The 11964-nt window shown below is 60.6% G+C and carries 17 protein-coding genes; 6 read left to right on the top strand and 11 right to left on the bottom strand.

Features of this window, described 5'->3' with window-relative positions; all coding sequences use genetic code 11:
- Together ACMUVN_RS26000 and ACMUVN_RS25995 are read left to right on the top strand one after the other, a co-directional pair.
- Positions 1–1113, top strand: a complete 1113-nt coding sequence (locus ACMUVN_RS26000; protein WP_047611565.1) for an ABC transporter permease — start codon at positions 1–3, stop codon at positions 1111–1113.
- Between the two features lie 129 nt (positions 1114–1242).
- On the top strand, positions 1243–1638 hold the full coding sequence (locus ACMUVN_RS25995; RefSeq protein WP_047611566.1) for a DUF1236 domain-containing protein: 396 nt from the start codon (positions 1243–1245) through the stop codon (positions 1636–1638).
- Here the strand turns inward: ACMUVN_RS25995 and ACMUVN_RS25990 are convergent, their stop codons facing one another.
- The 6 genes from ACMUVN_RS25990 to ACMUVN_RS25965 all read right to left on the bottom strand — a co-directional run bounded on the left by ACMUVN_RS25990 (position 1639) and on the right by ACMUVN_RS25965 (position 6542).
- A complete protein-coding gene (locus ACMUVN_RS25990; protein ID WP_028758592.1) occupies positions 1639–1851 on the bottom strand; it encodes a hypothetical protein in 213 nt (70 codons plus the stop codon).
- Between the two features lie 98 nt (positions 1852–1949).
- Positions 1950–3485 (bottom strand): winged helix-turn-helix domain-containing tetratricopeptide repeat protein, encoded by a 1536-nt coding sequence (locus tag ACMUVN_RS25985; protein WP_063474415.1) that lies wholly within the window; start codon positions 3483–3485, stop codon positions 1950–1952.
- 103 nt (positions 3486–3588) lie between these two features.
- The gene (locus ACMUVN_RS25980; RefSeq protein WP_028758594.1) at positions 3589–4632 is read right to left on the bottom strand and encodes a Gfo/Idh/MocA family protein; all 1044 of its coding nucleotides are present in this window, start codon (positions 4630–4632) and stop codon (positions 3589–3591) included.
- Positions 4633–4641: 9 nt separating this feature from the next.
- Positions 4642–5427 (bottom strand): ThuA domain-containing protein, encoded by a 786-nt coding sequence (locus tag ACMUVN_RS25975; protein WP_183844608.1) that lies wholly within the window; start codon positions 5425–5427, stop codon positions 4642–4644.
- Positions 5428–5619: 192 nt separating this feature from the next.
- A complete protein-coding gene (locus ACMUVN_RS25970; RefSeq protein ID WP_063474413.1) occupies positions 5620–5961 on the bottom strand; it encodes an SMR family transporter in 342 nt (113 codons plus the stop codon).
- A 17-nt stretch (positions 5962–5978) separates the two neighbouring features.
- A complete protein-coding gene (locus ACMUVN_RS25965) occupies positions 5979–6542 on the bottom strand; it encodes a TetR/AcrR family transcriptional regulator (protein ID WP_028758874.1) in 564 nt (187 codons plus the stop codon).
- Between the two features lie 166 nt (positions 6543–6708).
- On the opposite strand from ACMUVN_RS25965, the gene ACMUVN_RS25960 reads away from it, so the two are divergent.
- Entirely contained in the window at positions 6709–7122 is a 414-nt protein-coding gene (locus ACMUVN_RS25960; protein WP_183903325.1) for a group II truncated hemoglobin, read from the top strand.
- A gap of 9 nt (positions 7123–7131) precedes the next feature.
- Positions 7132–7503: a DUF423 domain-containing protein gene (locus ACMUVN_RS25955; RefSeq protein ID WP_047618751.1), complete on the top strand. Its 372-nt coding sequence runs from the start codon at positions 7132–7134 to the stop codon at positions 7501–7503.
- A gap of 137 nt (positions 7504–7640) precedes the next feature.
- Here the strand turns inward: ACMUVN_RS25955 and ACMUVN_RS25950 are convergent, their stop codons facing one another.
- From ACMUVN_RS25950 to ACMUVN_RS25930, 5 genes are all read right to left on the bottom strand, one after another.
- Positions 7641–7955 carry an antibiotic biosynthesis monooxygenase family protein gene (locus ACMUVN_RS25950; RefSeq protein ID WP_028758871.1) on the bottom strand — a complete coding sequence of 105 codons (315 nt, stop codon included), beginning with the start codon at positions 7953–7955 and terminating at the stop codon, positions 7641–7643.
- Between the two features lie 9 nt (positions 7956–7964).
- Positions 7965–8237 (bottom strand): hypothetical protein, encoded by a 273-nt coding sequence (locus ACMUVN_RS25945; RefSeq protein ID WP_028758870.1) that lies wholly within the window; start codon positions 8235–8237, stop codon positions 7965–7967.
- Complete coding sequence (locus ACMUVN_RS25940) at positions 8234–8641, bottom strand: DUF2325 domain-containing protein (RefSeq protein ID WP_414815636.1); 408 nt, start codon at positions 8639–8641, stop codon at positions 8234–8236. The genes ACMUVN_RS25945 and ACMUVN_RS25940 overlap by 4 nt, the downstream gene beginning before the upstream one ends.
- A gap of 108 nt (positions 8642–8749) precedes the next feature.
- Positions 8750–10081, bottom strand: coding sequence for a TonB C-terminal domain-containing protein (locus tag ACMUVN_RS25935; protein WP_414815635.1), 1332 nt, complete (start codon positions 10079–10081; stop codon positions 8750–8752).
- A gap of 57 nt (positions 10082–10138) precedes the next feature.
- Positions 10139–10561: a hypothetical protein gene (locus tag ACMUVN_RS25930; RefSeq protein WP_028758867.1), complete on the bottom strand. Its 423-nt coding sequence runs from the start codon at positions 10559–10561 to the stop codon at positions 10139–10141.
- 156 nt (positions 10562–10717) lie between these two features.
- On the opposite strand from ACMUVN_RS25930, the gene hemP reads away from it, so the two are divergent.
- Both hemP and ACMUVN_RS25920 read left to right on the top strand, forming a co-directional pair.
- Positions 10718–10900: a hemin uptake protein HemP gene (gene hemP, locus ACMUVN_RS25925; protein WP_028758866.1), complete on the top strand. Its 183-nt coding sequence runs from the start codon at positions 10718–10720 to the stop codon at positions 10898–10900.
- Between the two features lie 8 nt (positions 10901–10908).
- Positions 10909–11958: a hemin-degrading factor gene (locus ACMUVN_RS25920; RefSeq protein WP_047618744.1), complete on the top strand. Its 1050-nt coding sequence runs from the start codon at positions 10909–10911 to the stop codon at positions 11956–11958.
- The last annotated feature ends 6 nt before the right edge of the window (positions 11959–11964 follow it).

Genomic DNA, 11964 nt, shown 5'->3' with positions numbered 1-11964 from the left:
ATGGGATGGACAAGGCTTTACGCCCTCATCGTCAAGGAACTGCTGGCCGTGCTGCGCGATCCCAAGGGTCGCGCCATCCTGATCGGCCCGCCGATCGTCCAGCTTCTCGTCTTTTCCTACGCCGCAACTCTCGAAGTCCGTAATGTCGATATCATGATCCTCAACCGCGACAGTGGTCACTGGGGCCAGGAACTGATCGAGCGTATCGATGGCTCGCCGACCTTTCGCCGGATCGAGATGGCGGGAAGCCAGGCGGATATCCAGGTGGCGATCGATACCCAGACGGCCATTGCGGCGATAGAGATCGGCCCGGATTTTTCGCGCAATATCGAGGCGGGAGCGCCGGCCGACCTGCAGGTGGTGCTCGACGGCCGCCGCTCCAACGCCTCGCAGATCGTCGCCGGCTACCTCTCACAGATAGGCGCCGGCCTTGCTGCCGAGACGCCGGCCGGCAAACGGGCCGGCGCCGACATCGTCTCGACAGTGCCGCGCAACTGGTTCAATCCGAACCTCACCTACCAATGGTTCATGGTGCCGAACCTGATCGCCAGTATCGCGCTCCTGATCGGGCTTATCGTCACGGCGCTGTCGATTGCTCGCGAACGCGAGCTCGGCACCTTCGACCAGCTGATGGTCTCGCCGCTGCGCATGCACGAAATCCTGATCGGCAAGCTGATCCCGCCGATGATGATCGGCCTCTTCCACATCACCGTCTATATCCTGGCTGCCGTCTTCCTCTTTGAGGTGCCGCTGCGCGGCTCGCTCTTCCTGCTTTACGGCAGCGCGATCTTCTATCTCGGTTCGGTGGCCGGCCTCGGCCTGTTCATCTCGGCGCTGTCGATGACGCAGCAGCAGGCGATCCTCGGCGCCTTCCTGTTCATGGTTCCGGCCATGCTGCTCTCAGGCTTCGCCACGCCGATCGAGAACATGCCGAGCTGGCTGCAGCCGATAACCCTCATCAATCCGCTGCGCTATTTCCTGGTGATCGTCAAAGGCGTTTTCCTCAAGGATATCCCCTTGAGCGAGGTAGTGAACCAGACGATCCCGCTGGCGCTGATCGCCGCCGTCACACTCAGCGCCGCCGCCTGGCTCTTCCGCCGGCGGCTGGAATAAGGCATCCCGACCCATGCCTGGGCCACCTCACACAATGTGAATCAGCCTTCCAAAGCGTGACCCTCTCCTGCTGGAACCTCGAATTGGCGCGGTCGTTACCCAAACGCAACCCCAGTAAGGAGAAGCAAAATGTACAAGGTCCTACTTGTCTCCAGCGCTATTGCGCTGTCGTCTCTTGCAACCAATGCGCTCGCTGATGGCGCCGTGACCGGTGCAGCCGGTGGCGCCATCACCGGCGCGATCGTCGGCGGCCCCGTGGGTGCTGCCATTGGCGGCGTGGCCGGCGGTGTCGCCGGTGCCGTTGTCGACCCGCCGCCGCGCGAGGTCGTGACCTATGTCCAGCAGCAGCCGGCCCCGACTGCTTCCGTGGTCGTCCAGGAACCGATCGTCGTCGGCAAACCGCTTCCGGCAGACGTCGTCGTAACGCCGGTCCCTGACAACCCGAAATATGCTTATACGGTCATCAACAATCAACGCGTGATCGTCGAACCCCGCACCCACCGTGTGGTGCAGGTCATCGAATAATCAGGCAACCGAAGCCGCCTGCTGCGGCTCGGCAACTTCCGGCCCCGCTTCGGTGGGGCCTTTTTTCGTACGCTCGCGCCAGCTACCGATCAGCGAGAACAGAAGGATAAGGCGCTGTGGCAACTTGAACTCCTGCGGCAGCGTCTCTATCGGAATTCGCTCGCCATAAAGCTTGCCCTGTTTGAGCGACAGAATATGCATGCTGGAAAGCATCAGCCGACCCTCCATCCCGATTGATCGGATCAGCGTGGCTGACGCAACGGGGCTAGGTCCTTAAAGTCCGACTAAAAACTGCAAAAACTTGCAAAAGCCTATGGCCGCGGCCGCATCCCGGCGCGCGCCAGCCCTTCCAGAACCGGCGCAAAACGCTGGGGATTCTTGGCCGGCTGCCCCGCCAGAATGCCTTCCAGCGTCACATCAGGTGCCATTTTCTCGAGCGCGCGCAGGAACTGCCGCGCCTGCTCCATATTGCCGAGATGCGCGTGTGCGGCGATCAGCATCCAGTAAGTCGGATCGAAATGGGCGTTCAGCGCCAGCGAGCGTGACGCAAACGAAAGTGCTTCCTCGTAATTGCCGCGAAAGATTTCGGCCATGGCGATGCCCGTCAGAGAAAAACGCGCATCCGGATCGCGGGGTCCCAATTTCAGGGCGCGATGCAGGCGCTCGAGCGCATGCTCGATATCGCCGCAGTGCAAAGCCGCAATGCCGGAGCAAGCCGCGACCAGAAGATCGTTGGGATTGGCGGCAGCGGCCGCCTCCAGCACAGCCATGCCGCCTTCATAATCCTTGCCTGTCTGCAGCAACGCCATACCGCAATGGGCCATCACGCGGGGATCGCCGGCCGAATGCTGAAGCCCGCGCCGGGCAAGACTGACGCATTCCGCCTTGTCGTCCGTCCCGAGCCGCGGCCAGCCCATGGTAATGCGATGTTCGAGTACCCAGGCGGCATGCGAAAGCAGCATCGCATTTTCCGGCTCCATGGCGAGCGCCTCCTGCAGCAAGGCATAGGCGGCGGCATTGCTTTCGATCGACTCGTCGATGATCGCGGCAAGGGCGCGCAGATAGAGATCGTAAACTGCCGGACTGTTCGGCCGGTCACGTCGTGACCTCTGGATTTCGGCGATCTCGATCGCCGGCTCGACGATCGAGGCGACGCGTTCGGTGATATGGTCCTGGAAAGCGAAGACGTGGCTGATGCCGTCTTCAAAATGATCGGCCCAGAGATTGGTCGCGGTCACGCCGTCGACCAGTTGTACATTGATACGCACCTGCGCCCCTTCCCGCCGGATGCTGCCTTCGAGCACATAGCGCACGCCCAGTTCTCGAGCCACCTCTCGCACATCGACACTGCGTCCTTTGTAGACGAAGGCGGAATGACGCGAGACAACGGAAAAGGAGCGGAAGCGCGCAAGGGCGGTGATGATCTCCGCCACCACACCGTCGGCAAAATAATCCTGGTCGGCATCGCCGCCGAGATTGACGAAAGGAAGAACCGCGACGGAAGGCGGCTGCGACGCCACGGGCGCCATCCTGCCATCCTCCTGGCGCGGCAGGCGGTAGCCGACCCTGGGAACGGTGACGATCCACTCGGTGCCATCCGGCCGTGCGCCGAGAAGCTTCCTGAGCGCGGCAATCTGAACCGTAAGGTTGCCTTCCTCCACGGCAAGCCCCGTCCAGGCCCGGTCCATCAAATCCGCCTTGGTGACGACCCGGCCCTCAGCTTCCAGCAGCAAGCCGAGCAGCGCGACCGGTCGCGGTCCCGCCACAACGGATTTCCCGTCCCGCCACAGGCTTCCTGTCACGGGATCGTAAAGGAACGGACCAAAGGAGAGCCTCGAGCTGCCCATGCAGAAGCATAGCGTCAAAACCTCGCAAACGAAAAGCCGATGACGCGCCGATGCGCTGCGTAAGCCGCCGTCGGATGAACGGCGGCTTATCCAGCGGACAGGATCAGACCTTCAGCTCGCGCCGTTCGCGCTCGGTCACCATGGCGAGGTCGAGCACCTTCTGCAGGTTGGCGGCGTGGCGGAAGTTCGGGTCCGGCTGGATGCCGCTTGCCACGGCCTCGGCAAAACGCTCATAGTTGGTCGCCACCGGTTCAACCTCGATCTTCGTCCAGGTTGCGGTTTCGACATCCTCGCCGAGGCAGCCATGCAGCTCGGAACCGTTGGGACGATGGATGACCTCGAGGCTGCCCCTCTCGCCATAAATGCGCAGCTTCAACTCGTTCAGATGCCCTGTCGCCCAGCGGCTGGCATGAATGACGCCGAGTGCGCCATTGGCGAAATCGACGGACATGGTGAAGCTGTCATTGGCGTCGAGCAGATATTCGCCGATCTGACCGCCCGGCGCCTTGTTGAAGGTCTTCAGCCGCGCAAAGACGTGGTCGATGTCGGTCGCCGCGCCATAGGCGGCGAAATCCAGAATATGGATTCCGACATCGCCGAGCACGCCATTCGAGCCGTGGCCGGTGGAAAGCCGCCACAACCAGGTGGACTCGGTGCGCCAGTCGCCCCAGGCGCGCGACACCAACCAGCTCTGGAGATAGGATGCTTCCACATGTCTGATCGTGCCGAGCTCGCCGGCGAGCACCATCTCACGGGCGCGCTGCAGCGGCGCGACGTTGCGATAGGTAAGGTTCACCATGTTGATGACGCCGGCCTTTTCGGCCGCCTCCGTCATCTCCAGCGCCTTCGCATAATTCTCCGCCAGCGGCTTTTCGCAGAAGACGTGCTTGCCCGCAGCAATCAGCGCCATCGTCGTCGGGTGATGGATGCGGTCGGGCGTGACGTTCGTCGCCGCATCGAACTCACCCCAGGCGATCGCCTCCTCCAGGGAAAGAAACCGCTTTTCGATGTTGAATTTGTCGGCGAAGGCCGAAAGCCGATCGGGATCGGTGTCGACGGCGCCAACCACTGTCACGCCATCGATGAGGGGGAAGCGGGCGAGCTGGTTTTTCGCCATCACGCCCGTGCCAAGAACGAGTAATCGCATGGATGCTCCTCAGCGGTAACCGGCTTCGCCGGCTTGGTGTAGTTTCGGGCCGCGTTCGACGATCGGCTCCAGTGCTTTTTCTACCGGCACATTTGGAGCGTCGGTGATACCCGTCAACGAGCCCTCAGGGTTATAGGCCCACTTCACGCCGTTGATCAGCACCTTCTGGACATTGACGTCGTGATAGGTCGGATAGGTCTCGTGGCCGGGGCGGAAATAGAAGATGTTGCCGGCGCCACGGCGCCAGGTCAGGCCCGAGCGGAACACTTCGCCGCCCTGGAACCAGGAGATGAACACCGTTTCGAGCGGTTCCGGCACCGAAAACTGCTCGCCGTACATTTCTTCGTTCTCGAGTTCGAAATGTTCGCCGATGCCGGCGGCGATCGGATGGCGCTGATTGATCGTCCACAGACGCTCGCGCTCACCCGCCTCGCGCCATTTCAGCGCGCAGGGTGTGCCCATCAGCCGCTTGAAGATCTTGGAGAAATGGCCGGAATGCAGCACGAGCAAGCCCATGCCTTCCCAGACGCGCTTGGCGACACGCTCGACGACGACATCGGAGACCGCGCCGTGATCCTTGTGGCCCCACCAGGTCAAGACATCGGTTTCGGCAAGGCGGGCTTCGCTGAGGCCGTGTTCCGGCTCCTGCAGCGTCGCCGTCGTCGCCGAGATGCTGGGGTCGGCATTCAAAGCGTTGGCGATCGTCGTGTGCATGCCTTCGGGATAGATGCCCCGGACGATGGCATTGGTATTCTCGTGGATATTCTCTCCCCAGACGACGGTGCGAATGGCCATGATGTGCTCCTGTAGAAACCTGGAAGTATCGATAGGCGGGAAGGCAGGATTCAAAGCGCTTTGGAAAACGGTTCTGGCTGCGCCTCGTCTCCTCCACGTCCAAGGAACACATAGACCTTTGTCAGTATTTTGACAAAGGGGAAAATTTGTCGGACGAAGGCGGAAAATCCGCCTGGAAATACCACAGCAATATCAATGTGAAACGGATTTCGAGAAGAGATTGACGACCATAACGCCTGTTACGATCAGCCCGAGCCCGACGATGGCCGGCAGGTCGAGGCGCTGCTTGAAGAAGACCAGACCGACCGAGGAAATAAGCACGATTCCCAAAGCGCTCCAAATCGCATAGGCGATGCCGACCGGGATGCTCTTCAGCGTCAGCGACAGGCAATAGAAGGCGGCCGCATAACAGGCGACGACGAGTGCCGTCGGCCCGATGCGGGTGAACTGCTGCGACAGTTGCAGCGCGGTCGTGCCGATGACCTCGAGCACGATGGCTGCAAACAGCAGCCCATAGACGGCAGCTTGGCTCATGGCGAATTCCTTTCGGACTACTTGCCGGTCAGTTCGACAAGGCGATCGATGAGATCCCGCCTCAGAACGCCGTTGATATCATGGCTTTCTAACGTATCTGCGAACCAAAGTCCGTCGGCGGCGAAACGCACGACCTGCGCATCGAGGGAGGAGTCGGTGCCGATATACTCCTCCGCCCGTGCCTGCACCCATTGGCGCCAGCGAAGACGCAGCCGGGGTTCGGCCAGAAGCGCGATCGTCACCTGCGTCCAACCCCTGGAATCGTCGGGACGATCCTTGAGACCGGCTACCGCCCTGAGATAGGCGCGGGTAAAGCGGCCCTGCGGCTGCGGATCGCCGCGCATCAGTTCCTCAATATCAGCGTCGAACTTTTCGAGCAGGCTCTCGAACAGGGCATCGAGCAGCGCATTCTTCGTCGGAAAATGATGCAGCAGCCCGCCCTTGCTGACGCTGGAGGCAGCCGACACCGCATCGAGCGTGACCGCGGCCATGCCTTCGCTGGCAGCAAGGCGGGCGGCGACCTCCAGCAATTGCTGGCGCACGAGAGCGGGCTGTTTCTTACGATGATGAGCGTTCGACATGCAAATTAAAAGATACCGTCTGGACGGTTTTGTCAAGAGGAATCGATTGGAACCACTGCGATACCGGGATTATGCGCGAAATGCCGCGGCACCTTGATGACGGTTGCGATCGTTTTCCCAGAGGTGCATGTAGAGGCGGGGACAGATGGTATTCAGGGATGGTTTCGTGACGGAGAAAGTCACCACACTTTACGAGGCGATCGGCGGCGATCCCATCGTGCGGGCGCTGACGCACCGCTTCTACGAACTGATGGACAGGCTGCCGGAGGCGAGGAACGTGCGCGCCGTGCATCCGCCGAGCCTTCAGGGCAGCGAAGAGAAATTCTACGAATATATGACCGGATATCTCGGCGGTCCGCCGCTTTATACCGACAAGCGCGGCCATCCGCGCCTGCGCAGCCGCCATTTCGTCGCCGAGATCGGCCCTGTCGAGCGCGATGAGTGGCTGCTCTGCTTCCGCCGTGCCATGGATGAAACCATTGCCAGCCAGGCGCTGCGCGATCTCATCTGGGCGCCGGTCGAACGGCTCGCCTATCACATGCAGAACAAGGCCCCTGACGATAAGGCCATCTGGCGATAAGGATTGACCATGAGCTTGAACGCGCGTCTGGAGCCGGTGCTCTATCTCTTTGCCGGCCTGTTCGGCGTCGCCGGCGTGGGGCTCGCCGCCCTTGCCGCCCATGGCGGCGGCGAAGCCAATCTTGCGGCATCCGCATCAGCCATGTGCCTTGCCCACGCCCCGGCCCTGTTGGCATTGGCTCTCGGCAACGCCAGGCTCAGAACCGCCTGGCTGGCCGGTTTTCTGATGATTGTCGGAACGCTGCTTTTTGCCGGCGATCTCGTCACCTTGCGCTTTACCGGCTCCAGCCTCTTCCCCTATGCCGCACCGACCGGCGGCTGGGCGATGATGCTTGGCTGGCTGGCCGTTGCCGCGGGCGCTGTCTTCCGGGTTAAGGCTTGAGAGAGTTTTTGCTGACTGCTCACGTCTTCTCCTCCTTCATTCCTGTGCCTGTCACAGGAATGAGGGTATGCGTGGGGCCATGCTGAAGACAGAATCAAGATTTCGCTAAGAGCTAAATCACGCCGCACCAACTGCAATCAAACGCCATCAACCACATTGAAGCCTTCGAAAACCGGCGGCCCCTTGTAGATCGCCTTGTGATCGCCGGCATTGCGGTGCGCCGCGCGAAAACTTTCGGACTTCGTCCAGTTCTGAAAATCCGCTTCGCTTTTCCAGACAGTGTGCGAGGAATAGAGTGTATAGCCCTCCTCTTCGTTGACCTTGCCGCGCAGCAGCCGGAATTCGACGAAACCGGGCACCTCCGGCAGGCTGGAATCGCGGTTGCGCCAGACCGTCTCGAAATCACCTTCGCTTCCGGTTGCGACCTTGAAGCGGTTCATTGCGATATACATGGAATCTCCCTACGCCTGCCTCTTGCCCGCCCTTGCGGAACGCGAGGGAAAAGCGAGGATATTATTACCGTTTGCCGCCGCTTGGCCAAGCGGTCTTGTTGCGGCTTCTCCGGGCATACGCGCTTCCCAGGTCGGGAACAGCGTCACATTCTGGTGGATATTCTGGCGTTCGGCATGCTGCCGGAAAAGTGCGTAGAGCTCGGGCACGAGGCCCTCGCCGGTCTGCGCGGCGAGCTTGTGCAGGCCGATCATGGTGAAGCCGTCGGGGCGCTGGTCGTTCATCTTGCATTGTCTCGTGCGTTCATCGTTTGCAGCGCACGCTCCAGGCTGGATTTGCTGCCGTTGCGAAGCGGGATGAAGGCCTTGCCGAACTTCTTGCAGCCGGTCTTCACCCGCAGGCAGGCATCGTGGCTGATACAGTCGATCGGGCAGAACACGCAGTCGACCGAGGGAAGAACGGTATCGATGCGGGAAACCGCTTCGCGCAAGCCGCCGTCGTGATGAATGAGCTCGGCGCCGAAATTGCTGCAGATCTGGCGGAGATGCGCTACCTGGCAGTCGCGGCCGCCGACATAGAGGAAACTGCGGCCATCCAGTTTGGATCGCCCGGTGGATGCCTGAACAGCGTCCTCGCCCGCGCTGTCGCGGACCTCCCGGTTCGAACCTTTCTTGCCCTTGCGAGCCATATACCACCCGTTCACTCGTTGATCGTCACACGATTCCTGCGTGTGCGGATGGACCTTATTAAACTTGATTTTTAGAGTAAAGTATAAAGTTGATTATTTTTATCATATTTATCGAGCAGTGACTTGAACCGGAAAGGTGTAGGTGCGCGAGGACCCGGCCCAGTCATCTGGCATCGCGGGAAGATTACAGGAAGAGATCCGGGACATAACGGCACCGTCCACCTCGCCCAAGCCCGAACCTCGGACAAGGCCAGATGCGGTGATACCGCCGCTACGGTTGATCGTGATGCGAACATTCAGGGACGCAGAATCGCGACGATAGCGCGATTCCAGCCTGTCAACACAACGGAACAGTCGCGAGACGAGCTTGCCTTTGTAATTGGCTTCAGATGCGCCACCCGCCCCACTCCGTCCACCCGACGTGCGTGAATTATTGTCAGAGTTGGCGTCAGCCTGCCCGTCAACGGCGCCCATGCGCGACTCCTGTTTGGCGTCCCCCTCTGAACCCTGCGCCTTCTTTGGAGGCCGTTTTCTTTCCACCGGCTTCTTTTCCGCGGGCTTTTCCAGCTTCGGTTTGGGCTGCGGGTTGACGATCTCCACCGGCGGTTCCGGCTCGGGAGAATTCGCGGCCGTCTCGACAGGCTTGATCTCTTCCGGCTCGGGTTGCAGCGCGGTTGCGACGGGTGGTTCGGCGGATGTTACCGGTATCTCCGGAGACTGCTCCGGCACCACTGTCGACTTTGGCTGCGCAACTGAAGTTTCAGCGGGGTTTTCCGACACGAGCACCTCTGGTTCCGCAGTCGTCACCGTCTCCGCTGACTGACGCGTAACCTCCCGCGTGGGCTGCACGGCCTCAACCGGCTCCGCATCAGTCGGCTGAACAGTTTCCGGTTGGACAGCCTCTGGCTGTACCACTGCCGTGTCTACTGGCTGGACCGTCTCGGGCTCGACGGTTTCGGGAACAATTTCTTGCTGTATGGTCACTTCGGTCTCGCCGGCGGCACTCTGATCGGCGTCAGAGCTACCGAGCATGACGACGCTGATCGCTTCGCCTGCCTCCATCAGTGTCTCATCCGAAGGCTTGGGTATGACCAGAAACAGCGTGACGGCTAACGCAGCATGAAAGAAAAACGAACCAATACACGTCAGCGCCACCCGCCGCCGCACCGGAGTCTTCTCATCCTCCTGCTTTTCCACCGCCGCGTCCATCGGCGGCGCTGGAACAGAGGCTATCGGTTCTGCTTCCGGATGGTCGGGAAAGGAGGGTATTTGCGCGAAACGCGCATAGTGGACCACGGCCTCGCCAGCCGGCTGCCGCTGCACATTGCGCAGGTCGGAAAGCTCGTGGCCGGGATGCATGTTATTGTCGTTCAGACTGCCGTCAGCGTCCGGCTCCGCGATGAGCACCTGTCTCGATCTGGACTTCGCTGAAATTGCCATTGTGTATGCCTCGGACAGCCTGAAACATGTCCGCCGGAGTTCATCCCCGGCGTATTTTTAGCCCTCGAAGGGAACTGAAATCTGCGAGCGGGTGACCAGACCCTTCATGCATTCGCCGGCAACAGGTCCGTCGCAGACCGGCGTGTCGTTGATGATGATGCGCGTGACCGTCTCGCACTTCACGTTCGGCATATCGAACTGGCGCACGCGCTTCTTGCCCTGCGGCAGATCGCGGAAGTCGAGCACGGTGATGCGGTCGACGGCATTCTTGTCGTTGAAGAAGGCGAGCTCGAAGGAGATCTTGTTGATCGGCGCCTGAAGATTGTTCTCGGCGACGAAGGTCATCATGCAGCCCTTCTGCGATGGCGCCAGAGCGTTGAGTTCGATATCCAGCTTGGCGGTTGCCGCATCCTGCGCCTGGCATATGCTTGAAACCGCCATCACCATGCCAGCCGTAACAGCCGCAAACCTCACCGCCATAATCTTCTCCGCCATTGTCCCGATATCAGCAATCTCAAAAACTTGACTGCATTAGTCTCCTATTGCGTCTTTAAAAAACTATGAGTAAGAAAGTCAAGTTAATTGTCATCAAAACCGGCGATCCCGATCACCGGCTTCACGGAATTGCCAACCGAAATGATGGTTGAAAAGCCAGATAACTTTAAGCATGTGCCGCTGCAGAGCGAGCCTGCGGCGCAGCACCGGATCGTCGAAAGCCCGGATCTTTTCCGCGGCACGAACGAGATCATGATTCGACATGACGGCGTGGTCTACCGCCTGAAGATCACCCGTCAGGGCAAGCTCATTCTCAATAAGTAGGGTAGGACATGACCGAGCAGACAAGACCGGCGCCAGCCGAAATCCGTGCGTTTCGCGCTGAAAATCCGAAGATGCGCGAGCGCGATATCGCCGCCCAGCTGAAGATATCAGAGGCAGCCCTCGTCGCCGCCGAAACCGGCATCAGCGTCACCCGCATCGACGGCAGCGCATTGAAGCTTCTCGAACGCGTCGCCGGTCTCGGCGAAGTGATGGCGCTGTCGCGCAACGAAAGCGCCGTGCACGAGAAGATCGGCGTCTTCGAAAACATCAAGAGCGGCGCGCAGGCCGCCATCGTTCTCGGCGAGAATATCGACCTGCGCATCTTCCCGAGCCGCTGGGAGCATGGCTTCGCCGTCTCCAAGAAGGATGGCGACCAGGAACGCCTCAGCCTGCAATATTTCGACAAATCAGGCAACGCCGTGCACAAGGTGCATCTGCGCCCAAGCTCGAATGTCGAGGCCTATCACGCGATCGTCGCCGAGTTGAAGCTGGAAGACCAGTCGCAGGAATTTATCGAGGCCGAGACCTCGAATGCCGTCGATGAAACCGCCGACGTCAGCCGCGACGAGCTGCGCGACAACTGGAGCAAACTCACCGATACACATGAGTTCTTCGGCATGCTGAAGCGCCTGAAGATCGGCCGCCAGGCGGCCGTACGCAGCGTCGGCGACGACTATGCCTGGAAACTCGACAACACAGCGACGGCAGAGATGATGCATGCCTCGGTCAAATCAGGCCTGCCGATCATGTGCTTCGTCGCCAATAACGGCATCGTCCAGATCCATTCCGGCCCGATCTTCAACGTGCAGCCGATGGGTCCGTGGATCAATATCATGGACCCGACCTTCCATCTGCATCTGCGCCAGGATCACATCGCCGAGACCTGGGCCGTGCGCAAGCCGACCAAGGACGGGCACGTCACCTCGCTGGAGGCTTACGATGCCGACGGCGAAATGATCATCCAGTTCTTCGGCAAGCGGCAGGAAGGTTCCGACGAACGCGTCGAGTGGCGCGAGATCATGGAAAACCTGCCGCGGGCAGCAAGCGTGGCCGCATAAGGATCA

Source organism: Rhizobium sp. IY2, from assembly GCF_047532935.1.
GTDB lineage: Bacteria > Pseudomonadota > Alphaproteobacteria > Rhizobiales > Rhizobiaceae > Rhizobium > Rhizobium anhuiense.
The sequence above is the reverse complement of the archived record's forward strand: the minus strand, read 5'-3'. Positions and strand labels throughout refer to the sequence as shown.